At 44.6% G+C, this 22,092-nt stretch carries 19 protein-coding genes and 2 pseudogenes; 5 read left to right on the forward strand and 16 right to left on the reverse strand.

Features of this window, described 5'->3' with window-relative positions; translation table 11 throughout:
* Window positions 1–4: 4 nt before the first annotated feature.
* On the reverse strand, window positions 5–1,411 hold the full coding sequence (spoVR, locus tag H7F27_RS15800; RefSeq protein WP_024120723.1) for a stage V sporulation protein SpoVR: 1,407 nt from the start codon (window positions 1,409–1,411) through the stop codon (window positions 5–7).
* A 44-nt stretch (window positions 1,412–1,455) separates the two neighbouring features.
* Between spoVR and H7F27_RS15805 the strand changes: the two are divergent.
* The 3 genes and pseudogenes from H7F27_RS15805 (at window position 1,456) to H7F27_RS15815 (ending at window position 5,268) form a co-directional block, all read left to right on the forward strand.
* Window positions 1,456–3,110: pseudogene (locus H7F27_RS15805) on the forward strand (mechanosensitive ion channel).
* A gap of 119 nt (window positions 3,111–3,229) precedes the next feature.
* Window positions 3,230–3,670 (forward strand): nitric oxide-sensing transcriptional repressor NsrR, encoded by a 441-nt coding sequence (gene nsrR / locus H7F27_RS15810; protein WP_010333538.1) that lies wholly within the window; start codon window positions 3,230–3,232, stop codon window positions 3,668–3,670.
* A gap of 152 nt (window positions 3,671–3,822) precedes the next feature.
* Window positions 3,823–5,268 carry a peptidoglycan endopeptidase LytF gene (locus H7F27_RS15815; RefSeq protein ID WP_103672364.1) on the forward strand — a complete coding sequence of 482 codons (1,446 nt, stop codon included), beginning with the start codon at window positions 3,823–3,825 and terminating at the stop codon, window positions 5,266–5,268.
* Between the two features lie 42 nt (window positions 5,269–5,310).
* Here the strand turns inward: H7F27_RS15815 and H7F27_RS15820 are convergent, their stop codons facing one another.
* Window positions 5,311–5,634, reverse strand: a complete 324-nt coding sequence (locus tag H7F27_RS15820; RefSeq protein ID WP_024120720.1) for a YqzG/YhdC family protein — start codon at window positions 5,632–5,634, stop codon at window positions 5,311–5,313.
* Between the two features lie 201 nt (window positions 5,635–5,835).
* On the opposite strand from H7F27_RS15820, the gene H7F27_RS15825 reads away from it, so the two are divergent.
* Entirely contained in the window at window positions 5,836–6,078 is a 243-nt protein-coding gene (locus H7F27_RS15825) for a YhdB family protein (RefSeq protein WP_024120719.1), read from the forward strand.
* Between the two features lie 15 nt (window positions 6,079–6,093).
* Here the strand turns inward: H7F27_RS15825 and H7F27_RS15830 are convergent, their stop codons facing one another.
* The 14 genes and pseudogenes from H7F27_RS15830 to H7F27_RS15895 form a co-directional block, all read right to left on the reverse strand.
* On the reverse strand, window positions 6,094–6,618 hold the full coding sequence (locus H7F27_RS15830) for an NADPH-dependent FMN reductase (protein WP_185848143.1): 525 nt from the start codon (window positions 6,616–6,618) through the stop codon (window positions 6,094–6,096).
* On the reverse strand, window positions 6,615–7,262 hold the full coding sequence (locus H7F27_RS15835; RefSeq protein ID WP_185848144.1) for a response regulator: 648 nt from the start codon (window positions 7,260–7,262) through the stop codon (window positions 6,615–6,617). Before H7F27_RS15835 ends, H7F27_RS15830 begins: the two co-directional genes overlap by 4 nt.
* Window positions 7,259–8,401 (reverse strand): GAF domain-containing sensor histidine kinase, encoded by a 1,143-nt coding sequence (locus H7F27_RS15840; protein WP_069486301.1) that lies wholly within the window; start codon window positions 8,399–8,401, stop codon window positions 7,259–7,261. Before H7F27_RS15840 ends, H7F27_RS15835 begins: the two co-directional genes overlap by 4 nt.
* Before the next feature lie 147 nt (window positions 8,402–8,548).
* On the reverse strand, window positions 8,549–10,294 hold the full coding sequence (locus tag H7F27_RS15845) for a phospho-sugar mutase (protein ID WP_024120715.1): 1,746 nt from the start codon (window positions 10,292–10,294) through the stop codon (window positions 8,549–8,551).
* A 133-nt stretch (window positions 10,295–10,427) separates the two neighbouring features.
* Entirely contained in the window at window positions 10,428–12,095 is a 1,668-nt protein-coding gene (gene glpD, locus H7F27_RS15850; protein ID WP_101860906.1) for a glycerol-3-phosphate dehydrogenase, read from the reverse strand.
* Window positions 12,096–12,239: 144 nt separating this feature from the next.
* A complete protein-coding gene (gene glpK / locus H7F27_RS15855; protein WP_024120714.1) occupies window positions 12,240–13,730 on the reverse strand; it encodes a glycerol kinase GlpK in 1,491 nt (496 codons plus the stop codon).
* An 18-nt stretch (window positions 13,731–13,748) separates the two neighbouring features.
* On the reverse strand, window positions 13,749–14,573 hold the full coding sequence (gene glpF / locus H7F27_RS15860) for a glycerol uptake facilitator protein GlpF (RefSeq protein WP_024120713.1): 825 nt from the start codon (window positions 14,571–14,573) through the stop codon (window positions 13,749–13,751).
* Window positions 14,574–14,743: 170 nt separating this feature from the next.
* Complete coding sequence (glpP, locus tag H7F27_RS15865; RefSeq protein ID WP_029441192.1) at window positions 14,744–15,319, reverse strand: glycerol uptake operon antiterminator GlpP; 576 nt, start codon at window positions 15,317–15,319, stop codon at window positions 14,744–14,746.
* A gap of 30 nt (window positions 15,320–15,349) precedes the next feature.
* Complete coding sequence (locus H7F27_RS15870) at window positions 15,350–16,702, reverse strand: aspartate aminotransferase family protein (protein WP_185848145.1); 1,353 nt, start codon at window positions 16,700–16,702, stop codon at window positions 15,350–15,352.
* Window positions 16,703–16,839: 137 nt separating this feature from the next.
* Window positions 16,840–17,648: pseudogene (locus H7F27_RS15875) on the reverse strand (AEC family transporter).
* A gap of 114 nt (window positions 17,649–17,762) precedes the next feature.
* A complete protein-coding gene (locus H7F27_RS15880; protein WP_024120710.1) occupies window positions 17,763–19,304 on the reverse strand; it encodes a bifunctional GNAT family N-acetyltransferase/carbon-nitrogen hydrolase family protein in 1,542 nt (513 codons plus the stop codon).
* A gap of 15 nt (window positions 19,305–19,319) precedes the next feature.
* Window positions 19,320–19,982: an HAD family hydrolase gene (locus H7F27_RS15885; RefSeq protein ID WP_024120709.1), complete on the reverse strand. Its 663-nt coding sequence runs from the start codon at window positions 19,980–19,982 to the stop codon at window positions 19,320–19,322.
* Window positions 19,983–20,104: 122 nt separating this feature from the next.
* Entirely contained in the window at window positions 20,105–20,527 is a 423-nt protein-coding gene (locus H7F27_RS15890) for a CBS domain-containing protein (RefSeq protein WP_024120708.1), read from the reverse strand.
* Window positions 20,528–20,663: 136 nt separating this feature from the next.
* The gene (locus H7F27_RS15895) at window positions 20,664–21,059 is read right to left on the reverse strand and encodes a YhcU family protein (protein ID WP_024120707.1); all 396 of its coding nucleotides are present in this window, start codon (window positions 21,057–21,059) and stop codon (window positions 20,664–20,666) included.
* Window positions 21,060–21,170: 111 nt separating this feature from the next.
* On the opposite strand from H7F27_RS15895, the gene H7F27_RS15900 reads away from it, so the two are divergent.
* A complete protein-coding gene (locus tag H7F27_RS15900; protein ID WP_101860909.1) occupies window positions 21,171–22,079 on the forward strand; it encodes an RluA family pseudouridine synthase in 909 nt (302 codons plus the stop codon).
* Window positions 22,080–22,092: the final 13 nt, after the last annotated feature.

Raw genomic sequence — 22,092 nt, forward strand, 5'->3', positions numbered from 1 at the left:
TTTCTTATAAATACCTGCGGTGAACCCCTTTTCCGTCATACGAAAACATCACTTGCTTATCCTCCAGCACAGATTCGATATGCACGCTTCTTCCCCACAGCTGGTATAAATAAGGAAGCACTTTCTCCAAGTATTTCAAATCCAGTTCTATGCCCTCATACCAATGCTTAATTAAGAGCTCGTTATTTTTCAGATAATCGCCTTCGTTTACTGTCAAATACGGAAATCCTCCGTTTACCCGCATGCTCACAAGCTGATCGCGGACAGCCTCCCACTCTTTATCGACGATTTTGTAGTCTCTGCCCTGCTTTTGGAACAGGTAAAGATCCTCGCGCATCACTAAATCTTTTGTTAAATAATTGCGGATGAATGAGATATCTGATTCAATCTCTCTGACCTCAAACATTTTCTCCCGGCCTGAGTTCGGCTTGACGCCCATTTTCTTCATTTCCTCAGTCGGATTGTTATACCGTTCCTCAATATCTTCAAAAATCTTCAGTCCCAAATAATAAGGGTTGATTCCCGTTTTTGACGGCTGGACAACCCCGGCATTCAGCTTGGCGAACTCTATCGCTTCATCAGAGGTTAAATCAAGCTCCCGGATAATTCTTTGATGCCAGTATGAGGCCCATCCTTCATTCATAATTTTCGTTTCCAGCTGAGGCCAGAAATAAAGCATTTCTTCTCTCATCATCGTCAAAATATCACGCTGCCACGGCTCAAGTTCCCTTGAATGCTCTTCAATAAAAAGCAGAATATCTTTCTCGGGCCGCGGCGGGAAAGGTTTTTTTGATTTTTTCAGTTGTTTTCTCGGTTTCTTTCCATCTAAATTCCATAGATCATCGTACGGCGTAGCCATTTCCTCAAACTCTTCTTCCTCATCATCCACACTCCACTGGAGCTTCGGACGCACCAAAGAAGGATCGATATGCTCCTGGATTGAAAGGATCGCGTCTAAAAAGGCCTCCACTTCCTTTATTCCGTGAATCCGTTCATAATACTTAATCCGCTCCGCCGTTGCCGCCATGCTTTCCACCATGTCACGCTTCGTGTTTTGGAAGCGGCAGTTGTTTTTGAAAAAGTCACAGTGGGCGAGAACATGGGCGACAATCAATTTATTTTGAATCAGTGAATTGCTGTCCAGCAAAAAGGCGTAGCATGGGTCTGAGTTAATGACAAGCTCATAAATTTTGCTTAATCCAAGGTCATAATGCAGTTTCATTTTGTGAAACTGTTTCCCGAAGCTCCAGTGGCTGAATCTTGTCGGCATCCCGTACGCGCCGAATGTATAAATAATTTCAGCCGGGCAGATTTCATATCTCATCGGATAGAAATCAAGGCCGAATCCTTTTGCAACTTCGGTAATTTCCTCAATTGCCCGCTGTAATCCCTTTTTCTCCTCCGCGTTCAACCGAATCCCCCCTACTTGGACTTATCTATAATGTATGAGCCCGCCTGATAAAAGATGATAAGTCACATTTCCGCCTGAAAAAAACTTGCCCTGCACATTGGCCTGTTTGCCAAATGTGTCAGTGGGTAAAAACAGACCATATTACGAAAAAAAGGAGCGATACCAATTGAACGCAGCAGACATGTTTTCTTCTTATCTCAGTAAATTGCCAAACCTCATCATTGCTTTGCTTGTCTTATTAATCGGATGGGCTATCGCCAAAATCATTGAAAAAGCGGTGTACAAAGGGCTCAGAAAAACAAAAATCGACGACAAGATCTTTGCTGAGAAAAAGCCGTCACGCTATTCATCGGAAAAAATCGTAAGCAAGGTCGTTTATTTTATCGCTTTGATTATCGTCTTTATTTTATTCTTTAACATTTTGCACCTGACAACAGTGGCTTCGCCTTTTGTCAGCATGCTTTCTGCTATTGCAGCAGCTGTTCCGAGCGTGCTGAAGGCCGGATTGATTCTGCTGTTAGGCTGGGCGGCAGCTTCTGTGTTAAGCTTTCTTGTCAAAAAAATCGGGATGAAGCTGAACACGAGCGAAAAACTGCGCAAATGGAACTTGGTATCTGAAGGGAAAGATATTCACCAGGCAGTTAACGCCGCTTCACAAATTGTCTTTTACCTCGTGCTGCTCATATTCTTGCCGGGAGTCTTATCTTCACTGAATATCAGCGGAATTTCAGGCCCGTTTACAAATATGATGGAAAGCGTACTCGCTTTTCTGCCGAAATTATTCGCTGCGGCGCTGATCGTTTTAATCGGCTGGCTCATCGCCCGCCTGGTCCGTGACATCATCACAAATTTCCTAGCAAGCATCGGTACAGAAAGATTCGCTGCTCGTATGGGGTTATCCATTTACTTAAAGGATACAAGCCTTTCAGCTGTCATCGGGACCATTGCTTATGTGCTGATTTTAATTCCGGTTGTCATTTCAGCGCTTGATCGTCTTGATGTCGCCGGCATTTCTCAGCCAGCCGTCTCTATGCTCAATACCATCTTAAACATGCTTCCGAATATCATTATCGCCATCGTACTGATTTTAGCCGGTATATGGGCCGGAAAATGGGTAAACACAATGGTGTCCGGACTGCTCCGCCGTGCAGGCTTTGATTCTTTATTAGGAAAAATGGGCGTAGAACCTGGCGCATCCGCAAAGCTGTCACTCTCCCAAGTTGTCGGTATGATTGCGAAAATCATTGTGATCCTGCTGTTTACAGCCGAGGCGCTGCAAATTGTTCAGCTGCATTTACTCGTTGAGATCGCAGGAGGCATCATCGCGTATCTGCCGAATGTCCTTGTCGCAGTATTTATCCTCGGAATCGGCCTTTACGCCGGAGAATTGGTGCGCAAGGTACTGGCCAGCATGATCAAAGGTCAGGAGTTCAAATCTTTAGCTGCGATTGCAAAGTATACAATCATCGCACTGGCTTTCTTTATGGCACTAGATCAGCTCGGAGTCGCTGACACAATTGTCAATTCCGCATTTATCATCGTGCTTGGCGGATTCGCACTTGCATTCGGTTTATCATTCGGTCTTGGCGGAAAGGATTTTGCTTCACGTTATCTTTCTAAATTCGAACGCAAAATTCAAAACACCGAGGTTGATACGAAAAACCGTTCAAAACAAAATCCTTCCAATGACATGAATTAATGAATTAAAAAAATGCGTGTGCCCAGCAGGGTGCACGCTTTTTTAGGGAAATTCCTTTTTTTTCATTTTATAATAGATTATGATAAGATATAGAAAATGTCTTATTCCGAGGTCTTAATATGAAGTTAACAAATTATACAGATTATTCATTACGAGTTTTGATTTTTCTTGCTGCAGAACGTCCCGGAGAACTTTCAAATATAAAACAGATCGCCGAAACGTATTCTATTTCAAAAAATCATCTCATGAAAGTCATATACAGGCTCGGTCAGCTCGGATATGTAGAAACGATACGCGGACGTGGAGGCGGCATACGTTTAGGCATGGATCCTGAAGACATTAATATTGGAGAGGTCGTCAGAAAAACAGAAGACGATTTTAATATTGTTGAATGTTTTGATGCGAATAGAAATCTCTGCATTATTTCTCCAGTGTGCGGCTTAAAACACGTGCTTAATGAAGCGCTTATGGCCTATCTTGCCGTTTTAAACAAATATACGCTGCGAGACCTTGTCAAAAATAAAGAGGAAATTATGCAGCTTTTGAAAATGAAGGAATAGTTGATGATTCCTTCTTCTTTTATGCCCTTTTTCCTGCTTTCTGTTAAGATAATATGACTGATTTTTAAAAAAGGCAAAACGATGAGTTGAATCTGCCGATATAAAAAAGAAACAGCATATTCAAAATCATTGGGGGAAAAAGGAGAGCTCAGATGAAAAAGAAATTAGCAGCAGGGCTGACAGCATCCGCGATTGTCAGCACAACACTAGCGATTACACCCGCTGAAGCAGCAACGATTAAAGTCAAAAGCGGAGATTCCTTATGGAAGCTGGCGCAAAACTACAACACAAGTGTAGCGGCCATCACATCCGCCAACCATCTTTCGACTACCGTCCTGTCAATCGGCCAAACGCTTACCATTCCAGGCAGCAATTCCGGCACTTCATCTTCTTCTTCAGGCTCAACAGCAAAGAAGAGCGGAAATTCTGTTTACACAGTGAAAAGCGGCGATTCACTATGGCTGATTGCCAATGAGTATAAGATGTCGGTACAGGAACTGAAAAAGTTAAACGGATTGAGCAGCGACATGATTCGTGCAGGGCAAAAATTAAAAGTATCCGGAAAGGTTTCTTCAAATTCCAGTTCCGGCACTTCAAGCAGCTCTAAATCATCTAAATCGAGCTCAAGCTCTTCAGCTTCGACTGGCACTTACAAAGTGCAGCTAGGTGATTCGCTTTGGAAAATCGCGAACAAAGTCAATATGTCCATCGCTGAATTGAAGGTATTGAACAATTTAAAATCAGATACCATTTATGTGAATCAAGTATTAAAAACAAAATCAGCGGGTTCTAATTCGTCATCCAAAGACAATTCATCCAAATCAAATCAATCAACATCAGCAACAACGAAGTACACCGTAAAAAGCGGAGACTCACTTTGGAAGATCGCAAACAAATATAACCTGACTGTACAGCAAATCCGAAACAGCAACAATCTGAAATCAGACGTTCTGTACGTCGGACAAGTGCTGAAGCTGAACGGCAAATCGTCTTCCGGCACATCAACAACACCGTCTTCGTCAAATTCAAGCTCCGGCACAACGACGACTACATATACGGTGAAGAGCGGGGATTCCTTATGGGTGATCGCTCAAAAGTTCAATGTGACAGCCCAGCAGATCCGGGAGAAAAACAACTTGAAAAACGATGTCTTACAAATCGGCCAGAAGCTCACGATTACAGGCAAAGCTTCATCTTCAAATTCAAGTTCCGGATCTTCAGGCAGCACGATCTCAACAAGCGCGAAGATTAACAAAATGATCGCGGCCGCTAAGGAGCAGCTTGGCGTTCCATATCGCTGGGGAGGAACGACACCGGCCGGATTTGACTGCAGCGGATTCATTTACTATGCGCTAAACAAAGTGACATCTGTGTCCAGATTAACGGCGGCCGGCTACTGGAACACCATGAAATCTGTCAGCCAGCCTGCAGTCGGAGACTTTGTCTTCTTTTCGACATACAAAGCCGGCCCTTCTCATGTCGGGATTTACCTCGGAAACGGGGAATTCATTAATGCCAACGACTCAGGGGTTGTCATTTCAAATATGAACAACTCATACTGGAAACAGCGCTACCTCGGAGCAAAGCGTTATTTCTAAAAACAAAACTGTATGGCCTTTGTCGGCTGTACAGTTTTTTTATTAAAGACGAAACACATTGATGCTGATCATATGTTTTGTCACAGGGTGAAAATATACTTCCGCACGCACGGAAAATGTTTCATCATTCTGTTTGACGGTCACCCGAAAGACATCCTTTGTCTGCTGGTCATTCACCTCGGTCCGCCCCATATAGGCGTAATCGGAAAAAGAAGCCCCTTTATATTCATCTTGAATTTTACTCCAAGCGAGCTGTTCCCACTTTTGAACAGACTCGTTCATGTTTTCTGAATGCCCTTTTGCAGCCATCGATAAGATGATGAAACCGCAAAACAGAAGCGCAATGGCATACGGCAGAGATTTCATGTTTTCAGTCTCCTGTACCCAGATTATTTTCATCTTAGGTTTTCCAAAACCGCTTGCTTCATTCAGACATTTTCATTTTATGTCTCCCTCATATTGCTACCCCAGTTCTGACGCAGACGCCAAGTTTTGCCCCGTCAATAACAGCTGATGCGGCATAAACTAATCCTGAACTTCTCACACAGGAAAGGAGAAGCGATTGATATGGATTATGCTGATTACGACAAAGCATTGTATTACACCCATCGTTCCCAATGGGATAATTTATTAATTTTAATGGTGCGGACAGAGGATGATTTGTTATCAAAACGAATTGAGCATTTTTTGCATGCATACCATTTTGAACAGGATTATGCTGTATTAGAAAAGGTGCTGTATTCTCTTCTCCGCTATATTGACCATGCCACTGAGCTGACATATGAGGATCAATTAGCGCTTCTCACATAAAACAACCCCCGGTGTTTAGGCGCCGGGGGTTCCTGCATTTGCGAACATGTGCAATTCTTCCATCAGCTCTTTTATGCTGGCCGCCATGTGTTCCGTTACTGTTGCGTTTTCCACATCAATCGTTACCGGATCAAGCACAAGCTGCCTCGGAATGACATTGGCATATAAGCCCCTCATCACGGTTCGCATATTGTTCAGCGCATTGATTCCGCCTTTTCCGCCGCCTGCTGCTGCCAAAAGAGCTACTGGCTTATATTTAAATTGTTCGCTGCTTAAAAAATCCAGTGCATTTTTTAAAGCGCCGCTCATGCCGCTGTGATATTCAGGAGATAGTAATACAATCGCATCCGCTTTGCTGACGCGCTGCTTCAGCTCTTGTACCCGCATAAGCTCGGCCTGTTCGGCTTCACCGTTAAATAACGGCAATATAAATTCGCTCAAATCAATCAAATCCGTTTGATACACAGATGAAATATAGGCTGCCGCAATTCTTGTCCTGCCATGTGTTCTCGGCGAGCCGCTAATCACTAATATGTTCACTTTGTGGTCTCTCCATTCAGGTTGTATTTCACTGCAAAAAGCGCTGCTTGTGTACGGTCCGCCAGCTCAAGCTTTGCTAAAAGATTAGACACATGGGTTTTTACTGTTTTTTCTGAAATAAACAACGATGCTGCGATTTCTTTATTGCTTTTTCCGCAAGCAATTTCGTTTAGCACATCTCTTTCCCGCCGGGTTAATTGATAAAATTTTTCTTTTTCCGGTTCATTCTGTTTTTTCATATGTGTCAGGACATGGGGCATAATAGCTGAAGACAGCATATATTCGCCTGAATCAACCTGTCTCAGTGTTTTCACCAATTCCTCCGGCTCCGTATCCTTTAGCTGATATGCCTTCGCTCCTGCCTGAAGCGCAGGGATTACATGCTCCTGATCAGAGTAGCTCGTCAGCACGACGATATGGACACCGGGAAATTGCTGTACTGCTTTTTTTGTTGCTTCTATTCCATCCATATCCGGCATCGACAGATCCATCAGAACGAGGTCAGGCTTTGTTTCTTCGATGACACGGAGGGCCTCAATTCCGGTTGCCGCTTCTCCGACAACTTCAATGTCGTCCTTGGTGGCAAAGAAAAAACGAAGCCCCTTCCGGACAACATGGTGATCATCCGCTATTACAATTCTCATCTCACTGTCCTTCCTTTCTGATTGGTAAGCGGAAGCCTGACAGACAGCTTCGTGCCAGCTCCAAGCTCTGACTCAATGAAAAATTCCGCGCCGGCTTTTTCTGCCCGCTCTTTCATTCCTTTGATGCCAAGTGAAGGCAGTCCGTCGTGCGCTTCATAACGAAACCCTGCCCCATGATCAATAATATCCAGTTCTGCATAGGACGAAGAAGCAGTAATTCTGACATACGCTGTATCAGTCCCGGCATGCTTTTTGCAATTATTGAGGGCTTCCTGCACGACACGCCACAGCATATGCTCCTCTTCATCACGAAGGGCCGGACATCCTTTTTGTGTAAAGACGACATTCAATCCGATCAGAGTGCCGTAGCTTTTAATGGCTTCAGCCAGCCCTTTTTCCAATCCTCCGGGACGAAGCTGCCAGATTAAGGACTTCATTTCAGCCAGCGCGTCCTGCGTTAACGTTTGAATAAAATCAATCATTTGCTGCAGGGTCTCTTCTTGTGTTAATGTCTTTGCCGCTTTTGCTGTTAAACTGACGGAAAACAGCATCTGGTTGACTGAATCATGCAGCTCCTGAGCGAGACGGTTCCGCTCCATTAAAAGAGCGTTTTTTTGTTTGTATTCAGCAAGTCTCATCCGCTGTATCGCCGTTCCGATCTGAAAAGCAACCGCCTCCAGCAAATGAAGCTCCTCCTCATCAAAAAGTGTCTTTCCAGCCGCCGCCACATTTAATAAACCAAACCGTCTGTCTCCATCTTCTAAGGGAACGGTTGCATGATGCGTAATCCCTTCTGTGTCAAAACAATGCAGCTCTTCAGCTGATTCTATGCGTTTACAGTTCATAATATTGGCTGCTTTTCTAAGTCCGCCGTTATTGAATTTCGTCAGGCAATAGCACTCCCCTTCACACATCAGCACTTTTTCCCTGCGGCTTAAAGCAGGCGGCAGGTATGCGTCTGCTGCTAACGTATAGGAACCGTCCTCTTCAATGAGAAAGATCCATCCAGACTGAAGATTCGTTAAGCTCAGCAATTCTTTTAAAACTTCATTCAGCGTTGCTTTGACATCGTGTCCTTGATTCAAAGTCTCGGCAATGGTTTTCAGCGTTCTTAATTTTTCCACCCTCGGTTTGGTCACGTCTCTCACTCCGGCTATGGTTATTATCTAAGATTATACCAGTTTTTTGAATATTGTTACTTCACATGAAGGATGATTTTCTTTCAGACTTTTGGATGAGAAATAGAAAAAAGCTGGATCACATTGCGTGATCCAGCTTTTTTAGAATTACTTTGCTGTTGCTTCGACAATTTCGTCAACTGTCTTCATGACATCGTCAGAAAGTGCGGCAAGACGCTGTTCACTGTCTTGTAGGGATGTTCCTTTTACGGCGAAATAAAATTTGACCTTCGGCTCAGTACCAGAAGGACGGAGGCAGAACCAAGATCCGTCTTCCAAGAAATATTTCAATACATTTGATTTTGGCAGGTCGATGGCTTCTTCTTTATTTTCCGTCAAAACCATCCGTTTGCTTACAGCGTAATCCTCTGCTGAGACAACCTGTTTACCGGCCATTGTTTGCGGCGGATTTTGTCTGAAGGAAGCAAGAATCGCTTCAATCTGCTCCGCTCCCTGTTTTCCTTTCAGCGTCAGTGATTTCAGCCCTTCACGGTAAAAACCATATTCTTTGAAGATATTCATTAACGCTTCGTATAATGACGTTCCTTGTTTCTTATAGAACGCGCAAACCTCAACTGCCAAAAGTGCGGCCTGAATGGCATCCTTGTCGCGGGCGAAATCTCCGATTAAATAACCATAGCTTTCTTCATATCCGAATTGGAAAGTGTACTGGCCTGAGGCTTCGTATTGTTTAATCTTTTCCCCGATAAACTTAAAGCCCGTCAGTGTATCAATCGTATCGAGTCCGAATGAAGATGCGACATCGCGGCCGATTTCACTTGTTACGATTGTTTTGAGAACGACGCCATTCTCAGGCAGGATTCCTTGTTTTTTCTTTTCAGAAAGCAAATAATGAAGCAGCAACGCGCCGGTTTGGTTTCCTGTCAGCACTGTATATTTGCCTTCATCATTTTTCACCGCAATGCCAAGGCGGTCCGCATCTGGATCTGTTGCAATAAGAATATCTGCATTTTGCTCTTCGCCGAGCTTAATAGCGTATTCAAATGCAGCATGCTCTTCCGGGTTCGGAGATGTTACAGTTGAAAAGTCCGGATCTGGCCGTTCCTGTTCCTTCACGACCGTGACATTTTGATAGCCAAGGGCTTCGAGCCCGCGTCTGACCGGTTTGTTTGCGGTTCCATGCAGCGGAGTGAAAACCACTTTCACATCCACTTCTCCGGATAACTCAGGGTGAACGGAAATAGATGTCAGTTTTTCAGTATAGACCTTATCAATCTCTTCCCCGATGATCTCTATTAAGCCTTTTTCTCTTAACGCTTCTTCATCGTCGACCGTGATTGTCAGTTCATTTTCGATGGCGTTTACCTGCTCAATGACGATGTCTGCTTCCCGCGGAGGCAGCTGGCCGCCGTCATCACCGTACACTTTGTACCCATTATATTCAGGCGGGTTATGGCTAGCCGTCACAACAATTCCTCCGTAAGCGTTCAGTTGTCTGACAGCGAATGACAGCTCCGGCGTCGGGCGAAGCTCATCAAATACGTACGTTTGGATGCCTTGTGTAGCAAGCGTTTTTGCCGCTTCCATCGCAAACTCCGGTGATTTATGGCGGGAATCATACGCAATGACAACGCCCCGTTTTTTCGCTTCCTCACCCTGCTGCAAGATGTATGCCGCAAATCCCGCTGATGCCTTGCGCACCGTGTAAATATTCATCCGATTCGTACCGGCGCCAATTTCTCCGCGCATACCCCCAGTTCCGAATTCAAGGTTTTTATAGAAGCAGTCTTCAAGAGCCTGATCATTCCCCTCTAATTCAGTGAGGAGCTTTTTTAATTCAGGATCTAAATTTTCTGTCTGTTTCCAGCGTTCATAGCTCTTTCTCCAAGTCATAATTCGTCCTCCTATGTATCAGCCATATGCCATTATTTTAATATGAAGAGAGCGTCTCTGTCACTTGATATCTTGAGATCTGACGCTTTCTGGCTCATAAAAGAAAAAACGGGCTGCAGACAGCCCGTTATTTTTATTGTTCGACCGGTACAACCGCATCGTGTAATAGCTTGTTAAGGTTTTCTGTATGTTTGTTTTGCGTCTGCTCATCCCACTGGAATCGCTCGCTCATAAAATCAATAACGGCGTCTTTATATGTTTTTACCCAATTGATATCAAAAAATAAACGTCCCGTTCTGCGGACAAAGAAGTCAGCAGGCGTTGCAGTCAATTCTTCTTCAATGCTGTATTCTGCCTCGGCAAGGATATGAACCGGGATATTTCGCTTCGCAGCCTCGTCTTTCAGTGCCTCGACCCGATTAAAGACACGCTCTACGTTGGAGCCGTATCTGATAGCCAGCTGTTTCGCATCTTTTTCTGATAAGCCGGCCGCAATGCCTTCTTTCGTTTTCGCCGTCACGAAGGATGCAAGGTTTTTAGAACCGCCGACGTGCCCGCCTGAAATCGGCATGTTTTTCGTTTTGCATGGGCCGAAATCCTTTTCGCCTTCCTCTTTTAATCGATCACGAACAAGATCGACAATGTGCTCCGCCATTTTTCTGTACCCGGTCAGCTTACCGCCGGCAATAGTGATCAAGCCTGAATCTGACGTCCAAATTTCATCTTTGCGTGAAATCTCGGAAGGGTCCTTTCCTTCTTCATGAATGAGCGGACGCAGACCAGCCCAGCTTGATTCGATATCATCCGCTTTAATATTCAGTTCCGGGAACATGTAATTGATTGAATTGATGACGTAATCGCGATCCTCAGTTGTCATGCGCGGATGCTCCAGGGCCTCTTTGTAAACGGTATCGGTTGTGCCCACGTATGTTTTGCCTTCACGAGGAATAGCAAACACCATGCGGCCGTCCGGTGTATCGAAATATACCGCTTGTTTCAAAGGAAAGACAGATTGGTCAAATACAAGGTGAATACCTTTTGTATGCTGAAGGTGCTTTCCGTTTTTAGAATGGTCTTTTTCTCTGAGCTGGTCTACCCAAGGGCCTGTCGCATTGACGATTTTTTTCGCGTATACTTTATATTCTTTTTTCGTCAAAACGTCTTCAATTAATACACCGACTGCTTTGCCTTTTTCATAAAGGAGTTCTTTTACTTTGGAATAATTCACAGGCTCTGCCCCGAATTTGACCGCTTCCTTCATGACCTCGATTGTCAGTCTCGCATCGTCAGTGCGGTATTCAACATAGTAGCCGCCGCCTTTTAAGCCGTCTTTTTTCACCAAAGGCTCTTTTTGCAGCGTTTCTTTTGCTGAAAGCATACTTCTGCGTTCTGATTTTTTTACGCCGGCTAAGAAGTCATAAACTCTTAAACCGATAGAGGTTGTGAATGAACCGAATGTGCCGCCTTTATGAAACGGAAGCAGCATCCATTCCGGTGTGGTAACGTGCGGGCCGTTTTCATAGACAATCGCCCGCTCTTTCCCTACCTCAGCGACCATTTTCACTTCAAATTGTTTTAAATAGCGCAATCCGCCATGAACCAATTTTGTTGATCTGCTTGATGTTCCAGCCGCGAAATCCTGCATTTCGCTGAGTGCGACCTTCATGCCCCTTGATGCCGCGTCAAGAGCTGTACCAGCTCCTGTAATTCCTCCTCCGATAATAAATAGATCATATGTTTTTTTCGTCATGTCTGTCAGCATGCGATCCCGCTCAAGACTTGAAAATTGATTTTTCATTATTACGTTTCCTCCTTGTTGTCACGGTAAGTAAATAGAAAAAGAGACCACAACAGCCAAAGTGCATGTTCACACTTTGGTGCTGTGGTCTCTCCTCATCTCAGGACCGTTCTTATTAACTTGTAACCATTATAACATACTCTTATTTTATTTAAAAGCCATAGCTGCTTTAACGGCTTTTTGCCAGCCTGTATACAGCTCATTTCGTTTTTCTTCTTCCAATTTAGGTTCAAAACGCTTATCCAGATTCCACTGGTTAATAATTTCAGAACGATCCTTCCAGAATCCCACAGCGATACCTGCCAAATATGCCGCGCCAAGCGCAGTTGTTTCATTGATTTCCGGTCGTTCCACAGGCACATCCAAAATATCCCCTTGAAACTGCATCAAAAAGTTATTTTTAACAGCGCCGCCATCCACACGAAGCGTTTTCAATGAAATGTTAGAATCCGCTTCCATTGCATCAAGCACATCTTTCGTCTGATAAGCCAATGACTCCAGCGTGGCACGGATAAAATGTTCTTTTGTTGTGCCTCTTGTCAGGCCGAAAACTGAACCGCGCACATCGCTGTCCCAGTAAGGCGTTCCCAAGCCGACAAAGGCCGGAACGACATATACGCCGTCAGTTGAATCAACTTTCTCCGCGTATGATTCGCTAAGCGAAGAGTCCTGGAACATTCTCATTCCGTCTCTGAGCCATTGGATGGCTGAGCCTGCGACAAAAATACTTCCTTCTAAAGCATATTCAACTTTACCGTCAATGCCCCAGGCGATTGTTGTCAGCAGCCCGTGTTCCGACTTAATTGCTTTTTCCCCTGTATTCATCAGCATGAAACATCCTGTGCCGTATGTGTTTTTCCCCATGCCTGCTTCAAAGCACGCCTGGCCGAACAGCGCGGACTGCTGGTCGCCTGCCGCTCCAGCAATCGGAATATTTTTTCCGAAGAAGTGATAATCAACTGTCTCCGCATACACATGAGAGGACGGTTTCACTTCAGGGAGCATTGATTTCGGAACGCCTAAAATCTCAAGCAGCTCATCGTCCCATTTCAAATCGTAAATATTAAACATCAGCGTTCTTGAGGCGTTGGAATAATCCGTTACGTGCGCTTTTCCGCCTGACATTTTCCAAATGAGCCATGTGTCAATCGTTCCAAACAGCAGCTCGCCTTTTTCCGCTTTTTCTCTTGCGCCTTCCACATTGTCTAAAATCCATTTCACCTTCGTGCCAGAAAAATATGGATCTATCAAAAGGCCTGTTTTCTCTCTGAATGTATCATTATATCCTTTTTCACGAAGCTCCTCGCAGATTCCAGACGTCTGTCGTGACTGCCAAACGATCGCATTATACACAGGCTTTCCTGTATCCTTATCCCAAACAACCGCTGTTTCCCTTTGGTTGGTAATGCCGATTCCGGCAATTTGAGAAGCGCTGATTCCCGATTCAGAAATGACAGATGCGATAACAGCAAGGACAGATCCCCAAATTTCATTTGCATTATGCTCAACCCACCCTGGATGCGGGAAGTATTGTGTAAATTCCTTTTGAGCGGAGTGAACGATTTTGCCTTCTTTATTAAACAGAATCGCTCTTGAACTTGTTGTCCCTTGATCTAAGGATAAAATGTAAGTTTCCATAAGATGTCTCCCCTTTGCTTAAATATATTTTGAATTTGATAGTGTTTTAGCTGCATGTTTTTTCGTATAGCCATAGAGTCCTAACAATACCACAACCAAAACAACGCTTACAATCCAGAAACTGCTTGTAATCTGCCCCTGAAACGCTGCGCTGTAAAATACACCGCCGAATGATCCGCCCAAAATCGGGCCGGCAACAGGAACCCATGCGTACTTCCAGTTTGATGAGCCTTTCCCCGGAATCGGCAGAAGTGCATGGGCAATCCGCGGGCCTAAGTCGCGGGCGGGATTAATTGCATATCCCGTGGTTCCTCCAAGAGAAATACCGATAGCAACGATGAGAAAACCGACGATTAAAGGGTTAAGTCCCTCTGTAAACTCATTTGCCCCAATCGCCAAAATTCCAAGCACAAGGACAAATGTCCCAATAACCTCACTTAAAACGTTTGCAAACGTATGCGGAATGCTGGGTCCGGTTGAAAAAACACCCAGCTTGGCAGCGGGATCATCGGTAGACTTCCAATGCGGCAGGTAATGAAGGTAAACAATCACCGCACCGATCATTGCACCGATCATTTGCGCCGCAATGTAAACCGGAACCTCTTTCCACGGAAAATCACCAACAAAAGCTAATGCTATCGTTAACGCGGGATTGAGATGGGCGCCGCTGATGCCGCCGACCGCATAAGCGGCCATTGCCACACCTAATCCCCATCCAAATACAACAACAATCCAGCCAGATTGATATGAAAGCGATTTCTTCAAATTGACTCCTGCACAAACACCTGCGCCAAAAATAACAAGCAGCATCGTACCGATTAGTTCTCCCCAAAATGCTGTCATAGATAATTCCTCCTAAGGTTGCGATTAAGAAGTATGATAGAGTATAAAAAAACCACAACAAACCGCTTTACGGATGTATAACTTTTACCGTAAAGAGCTGCTGTGGGTCTCCGGATTCTCCATCACATTGTATTAACCTAGTTCAATTGTATCAGTGGATGAAAGCGGTGTCAATCACTTTCTGTCAAAAAGTTTTCATATTTTTTCCATAATTTGGTGTTAGATGTGGTGACAGCAACGGCACCAGCTTTCAGTGCCTGTTCTACATCTTGTTCTGTGCGGATGAAACCTCCCGCAAAGATAGGGATACCTGTTTTCTCTTTAATTTCCTGAATAAGTGACGGCACGATGCCCGGCAGCACTTCAATGAAGTCAGGCTTATGCTTGCCGACAAACTCCATGCTTTTTTCCATTGCGCTTGTATCAAGCAGAAACAAACGCTGGATCGCATAGATTTTCTTTTGCTTCGCTTTTGCAATCACGTTTGATCTTGTTGAGATAATCCCCGCTGGCTTGATATCCTGGCAGATAAATTCCGCTCCGTATTCATCATGTTTGATCCCTTGGATTAAATCGACATGCACCATCATCTTCTTCCCGTGCTTTTGCGCCTCTCTGATCACGCCCTTTAATTGTCCGAGATGAATATCAAGTATCACGCCGTACGAAAATGAGCTGTTTAAAAACTCATCAAATTGCTTCATATTACGAATAGCCGGTAAAATAGGCTGGTTGTGAAAACTCATAGTGTGCTCCTTTAACAAATCACTTTTGTATCAAATCGTCAGTATGCTTTCCTTCACCGTTTTTACGATAAATGCAAGGTCTTCTTCTGTCAGACAAAATGGCGGGGCGAGCTGAATGACATTGTTATATCCGGCGACTGTATCGCCGTTTTTGCCGATGATCAGCCCTTTCTCTTTGCATGCCGCAACCACTTGGTTCACTTGGTCAGCGCCAGCCGGCTCTTTAGTCAGCTTATCTTTGACAAGTTCGATTCCGACCAGCAGCCCTTTTCCCCTTACATCTCCTACTGCAGGGTGTTCTCTCAACGACTGAAGCTCACCTAAAAGCTTTGCTCCGAGATCGCGGGATCGCTGAATCAGCTGTTCATCCTCCATAATTTGCAGGTTTTTCAAAGCCAATGCGCAGGCTGCCGGGCTGCCGCCGAATGTGTTGACGTGGCGGAAACGGTCATAAGGAGCTTCTCCTTGGTATGCTTCAAAAATCTCCCGTTTAACTGCGGTCGCTGACAATGGCAGATACGCGCTTGTAATCCCTTTCGCCATTGTAATGATATCGGGCTTCACGCCGTAGTGCATAAATCCGAACGGCTCGCCAGTCCGCCCAAATCCGCAGATGACTTCGTCACAAATCAGCAGGGCGCCGTGGCGGCGGCAGATTTCCTCCACTTTCTTCATATATCCGTCCGGCGGCATTAAAATGCCTCCGCCAGTAATAATGGGCTCCATAATGACACCGGCAATCGTTTCGCTTAATTCCCATGTCATGATGCGGTCAATTTCATTTGCGCTCTCTAGCGTATCGGCGTCTTCAGGATTTCGGTAGACATCAGGCGGGGCGGCGTGCAAGAATCCTTGGCTTAACGGTTCATATTTATATTTCCGCTGTGCCTGGCCGGTTGCAGAGAGCGCTCCCAACGTATTGCCGTGATAGGCTCTATATCTAGAGATGAATTTATATCGGCTGTGGTCGCCGTTTTCCAGATGGTACTGGCGAGCGATCTTAAAAGCGGTTTCATTTGCTTCCGATCCGCTGTTGGAAAAGAAAATCACATAATCGCCGCCAAGCCACTCATTCAGCTTCTCCGCCAAGTGAATCGCAGGTGCGTGACTTTGCGTTAACGGGTAATACGGCAGTTCCTTTAATTGTTCATAAGCAGCCTCCGCAAGCTCTTTTCTGCCGTAACCAATATTAACGCACCACAAACCGGACATCGCATCAAGATAGCGGCGTCCGTCTATATCAGTCACCCAGGCTCCTTCCGCCTTTTGGGCAATCAGACTGTCCGCTTGATGCGCTCCCTTCATAGCATGCCACACGAATTGCTCATCCTTTTGCTTTAATCCCTGATTTTGCTGAATGTTTTCCATCCCCATCATCTCCATTTCATTAGCGTTCAATAAATAAATTGAAACAGACCTTCTCTTATGTGATGTCTAGGTGATGATTTCCCTGACTTCAATATAAAGCCAGACGACAAAGGAGTCAATAAACCGCCGGGTAATTAAAACATCCTCTTTCATCAAGAAGAAAGAGGATGCAGCATCCAAAGCAGGACCGGCAAAGTGACTATGCTCAGCATTGTGCTGATAAAAGTGGCACTGGAAACGACTTCGGGCCTTGTATTAAACTGAACGGCCATTAAGGTCGTATTGGCAGCGGTCGGCATGGCCGCTACGAGAATCATGATTTGCTTCGTCATGTCATCCACAGGCAAAATCAATGTGAAGGCCAGCGCAATTAACGGTGATACCATAAGCTTCAGCAGCAGAGAATAAGAAATTTTTCTATATTCAATATTCCTGAAAGAGATCAGCGCAAGCTGCATGCCAAGAATAATCATGATCGTCGGAATCGTCGCATTTCCGACCAGTTCAATGCCTGTCATTAACTCTTTAGGGATTGAAATATGCATAAGCTGAAGTATTGCGCCTAAAAGTGCTCCGTACGCCACAGGCATACGGATAACCCGAGTCATCACCGTTTTACATCCGCCTTCCTCCGAACCGCCCTTTGCAGCGTAATACATGCCGATAGTACTCATAATTAACTGCTGCAGCACCATTAACACAACAGCCGTATCCAGCCCCGCCGTCCCAAACACAAGCAATATGACAGGCGTGCCGTAATTACCGTTATTCATAAAGGCTGATGAGAGAATCATGGCACAGTGATCTTGGTTCGGATACTTATGAAAAAAGGATAAAAAGGAGACATTAAATATAATGACATTTTGGACAGTGTCTGTATATCAAAACCGAGTGTTTTCTGTCCGATATAACCAATTGCGAAGATTCCGAAAACAGGAACTAAAACAAGCAGAAACTCCATAGGGCACCTTCTTTTCCGATGTACATACATTTATTTCTATTTTAAAGAAAGCACGGAAGCGTTTCAATTCCGCTTTTTTTAAAAAAAGCCCGCCAATTCAGGCGGGCTTTCGTATTATTTTTTATAGTGAATATGATAAATATCGCGGCGTCTGTCTTTGAGCTGACGCACTGTTCCGTTTTGGCGCTGTCTTCTGAGAATTTCTAAGTCAACATCGCCAATGACGACCATTTCAATATTCGGGTTGGTTTCCCCAACGATGCCGTCTCTTGCGAATTCAAAATCAGAAGGGGCAAAGATGCCGGACTGAGCATATTGGATATCCATATTTTCCGTTTGCGGCAGGTTTCCAACCGTTCCGGAAATGACGGTATAAATTTGATTTTCGACTGCTCTTGCCTGTGAACAGTATCTGACACGCAAGTAGCCTTGGCGGTCTTCCGTACAAAATGGTGTAAAAATAATTTTTGCGCCTTTATCGGCCGCAATGCGGGCAAGCTCAGGAAACTCAATGTCATAGCAAATTTGGATCGCAATTTTCCCGCAGTCCGTATCAAACACACGTACCTGGTCGCCCGCGCTGATTCCCCACCATTTGCGTTCATTCGGCGTAATATGCAGTTTATATTGCTTCTCAATCGTTCCATCACGTCTGAACAGGTAGGCGATATTATAAATTTTCCCTTCCTCTTCTACAAAATGAGATCCGCCGATAATGTTGACATTATACTTAACAGCCAAGTCTGTAAACAGACTGATGTAATCCTCAGTATACTCGGTAATTCTCTGTACCGCCAAGCTTGGTGAACGTTCCTCAAGGAAGGACATCAGCTGGGTTGTGAAAATTTCCGGGAACACTGCAAAATCAGACCTCGCGTCAGATGCGACATCGACATAGTACTCTACTTGATTTGCAAATTCCTCAAAGGAATAGATTTTTTTCATTTCGTATTGAATGACACAAATTCTCACAGGGAAGGCCGATTTATAATAACGCTTTGTCTGCTGCGGCAGATAATCGACATTATTCCATTCCATGAGCGTCGCATATTTGATTGAAGCTGTATCATCCGGAAGATAATCCGGGTTAATCCGCATCAGGGTAAAGCCGTTCATCAGCTGAAAAGAAAGGACAGGATCGTAAATTTGATGGCGTGTTACCTGTTCAACATACTCTCTCGCAGTCATTTCATCAGCATATTTATGATAGTTCGGTATCCGTCCGCCTATGATGATGCTTTTCAGATTTAAACGTCTTGCCAAATCCTTTCTTGCCTCATACAAACGATGGCCGATTTTCATCCGTCTGTAATCAGGATGCACCATGACCTCGATCCCGTACATGTTTAAGCCATCCGGATTGTGATTGGTGATGTATCCGTCATCTGTAATGTCCTGCCACGTATGGCGGTCATCATATTCATCAAAGTTAATCAGGAGGCTTGAGCACGAACCGATAATTTCACCTTCGAATTCTGCACAAAACTGCCCTTCCGGAAAATGCTCCAGATGGCTGATTAAATGCTCTCGCTTCCACGGCTCCATGCCTGGAAAGCAGTCCTTTTGAAGGTCGATAATGTTGTCAATATCTTTCTCTTCGATATTACGGATGACCATTTTCTTTTCAAAACGGGTCAAATCTAATTTCTCAGACAATCTACTCGCTCCTTTCTAGTTTTGTGCGTTCAGATGATCAAGCAATAGGGCGAGCTCCATCTCCGCCATTGATTCGAGCCTGTGATCATATTCTTCAAACATCAAGGTGCCTGTTACTTGATTTGGAACGATTACACACTTCATGCCCGCTCGCTTGGCAGCAATCGAACCATTGACGGAATCCTCAAATGCGAGACATTCCGACGGCGATACTCCAAGATTCTTTGCCGCTAACAAATACAGCTCGGGATTGGGTTTGACCTCTTCTACATCATCAGCTGTCTGAATCACTTCGAATTCGTCAAACAGGCCAAGTTGCTTTAAATGGCCGGATACCCATTTATAATCTGAGCTGGAAGCCAGTCCTACTTTTAAACCTAAATCCTTTGCCGCATTCAGATACGCTTCAACACCAGGTCTCGCTTTTTCTGTTTCCATGCGTTTTGCAAACCGGTCTCTTCTCAGTTTTGTCAGCTCTTCATGGTTCAGCTTTTTGCCTATCTGCTCTTCTAAGTATTCAAATGGCCGAAATCCCGCCGCTGTTCCGATAACCTTGCCCCAAACGGATAACGGCAGAACTGAGCCATGTTCCTCAAAAATTTCCTGAAGGACTTCATATTCATGTGTTTCTGTATCAAGAATAAGCCCATCAAAATCAAAAATTAACGCTTTTATCACTGCGTACAACTCCTTTGGCCCGAATTGAGACATATGTATACACTATACCCCGAAACGTCTCTGCTTTCAAAAAGTAAGGGTTTATGTGAAGAAAGAGCCTGCACATTGCAAGCTCTTTCTTATTAATGCAAGTTTTGATGAGAAATGTTTGTCAGCGCTTCTCCAGCAGACTCGTTCGACATCTGATTGACAGCCAGGTCTCCAAGCGCAACGATCCCGACTAGATTGTTTTGATCTACAATAGGAAGGCGGCGGATTTGGTGCTGGGCCATCAGATGCGACGCGTCTTCCAGACTCATATTAGGATTTCCTGATACGAGGTCTGTTGACATCACTTCTGAAACGGGTGTCTGGCCATCTCGGCCTTGAGCTGTGGTTCTCAATGCAATGTCACGGTCAGTCAGCATTCCTTTTAAAACACCTTGCTCTACCACGGGAACCGCCCCGACGTTATGCTGTTTCATCAGAGAAGCCGCTTCCTGAATCGTTTGATTCGGAGAAACGGTTGCTACCTGCGTTGTCATTGAATGTTTAACTGAACTCATTGGTCAGCACCCCTTTCAATCATTAGTATGTTCAGACACCGGATGATTAAAAAGGGAGTTGCAGGAAAGGTTTTGTGGTATGATTTCTCTGATGCAAAAAGAGCTTTTCTCGAAACGGAAAAGCTCTTGCCGCAGATTATATCAGCCTTCTGTGACCCGAAAAGGCATTGTTTGTTTTCGGTTGAAAATCAGATAAAGCAAACGGAAAATATACTCCGCAATCATTCAGCATCTTGCTGTTTTTATCAAAAATGGCTTGATCACTCAAGTCATCGTGCGGTGAAGGCTTTGTCAGAATAATATGTATCATTTGCAGACAAGCCATAATTTGAAAAGCTTCTTTTAATGTTCCTTGGTAATATTGGTTATTTAAAGACAGAACGCCTTTCTTTTTAAAGCGCTGAATGTCCAGTTCGGAGAAATAAAGAGGAAATACATGATGGAAAAGCTCCATTGACAGTTCCTTGATAAAGCTTTCCTGTTCTTCAGTTGCTGCGTTCACGATTCTCACGTCTATCACCTTTCTTGCCATCGAATATCCAAAGTCTTTCTCAAGAATATCACAGAAAAAAACGCGAAAGCTAAGGTAAGTGTTTCCTATGAGAAGCAGCGGCCTTTCGCGCAAAAAAGGAGCCATTTGATCATGAAAGAAAAAGGCAAAGGGCTAGAGCTGATAATCAGTGAAAAACAGGACGGACAATGGCTGTTTTCTGTGCTGAAAACAGAGCTCAAAGCTTCTAAACCCGTTATCCAAGAATGGATGACTTATCACAATATAAAGGTCAATCACGAGCATGTCAAAAACAACATACTCGTAAAAAAGGGTGACCGCCTGTTTATTGATCTTCAGGAAAACGAAGAGTCCTCCGTCATACCTGAGTATGGAGAGCTTGATATTTTATTTGAAGACCGCCACATGTTAATCGTCAATAAACCAGCTGGCATTTCCACTCATCCAAATGAAGAAGGCCAAACCGGCACACTCGCCAATTTGATCGCATATCACTTTCAGGTGAATGGCGAAACAATCAAAGTGCGCCATGTCCACCGTCTTGATCAGGATACATCAGGCGCTGTCGTATTCGCCAAGCACCGTCTGGCGCATGCCATCTTAGACCAGCAGTTAGAGAAAAAAACGCTGAAGCGTACGTATCTCGCAATTGTTGAAGGAAAACTGAAACCGAAAAAAGGCAAGATCGATTCGCCGATTGGAAGAGACAGATCACATCCGACAAGACGGCGGGTTTCGCCAGGCGGACAAGCCGCCGTCACCCATTACCGTACCCTTTCTATCAATGCGAGAGAACAGCTCTCGCTTGCTGAATTAGAGCTGGAAACAGGCAGAACACATCAAATCCGTGTGCATATGGCAAGCATCGGCCATCCGCTTACTGGGGATACACTTTACGGAGGCGGGACCCAATTTCTTAACAGGCAGGCACTGCATGCCAAAAAGGTACAGGCTGTTCATCCAATTACCGAAGAGCTGGTCGTTGCCGAAGCACCTCTTCCCGCTGATATAGAAAGCCTTTGCCATACGTATTTATCATGAAAGAAAAGCCGCA

Source organism: Bacillus sp. PAMC26543 (assembly GCF_014250375.1).
Lineage (GTDB): Bacteria > Bacillota > Bacilli > Bacillales > Bacillaceae > Bacillus > Bacillus halotolerans.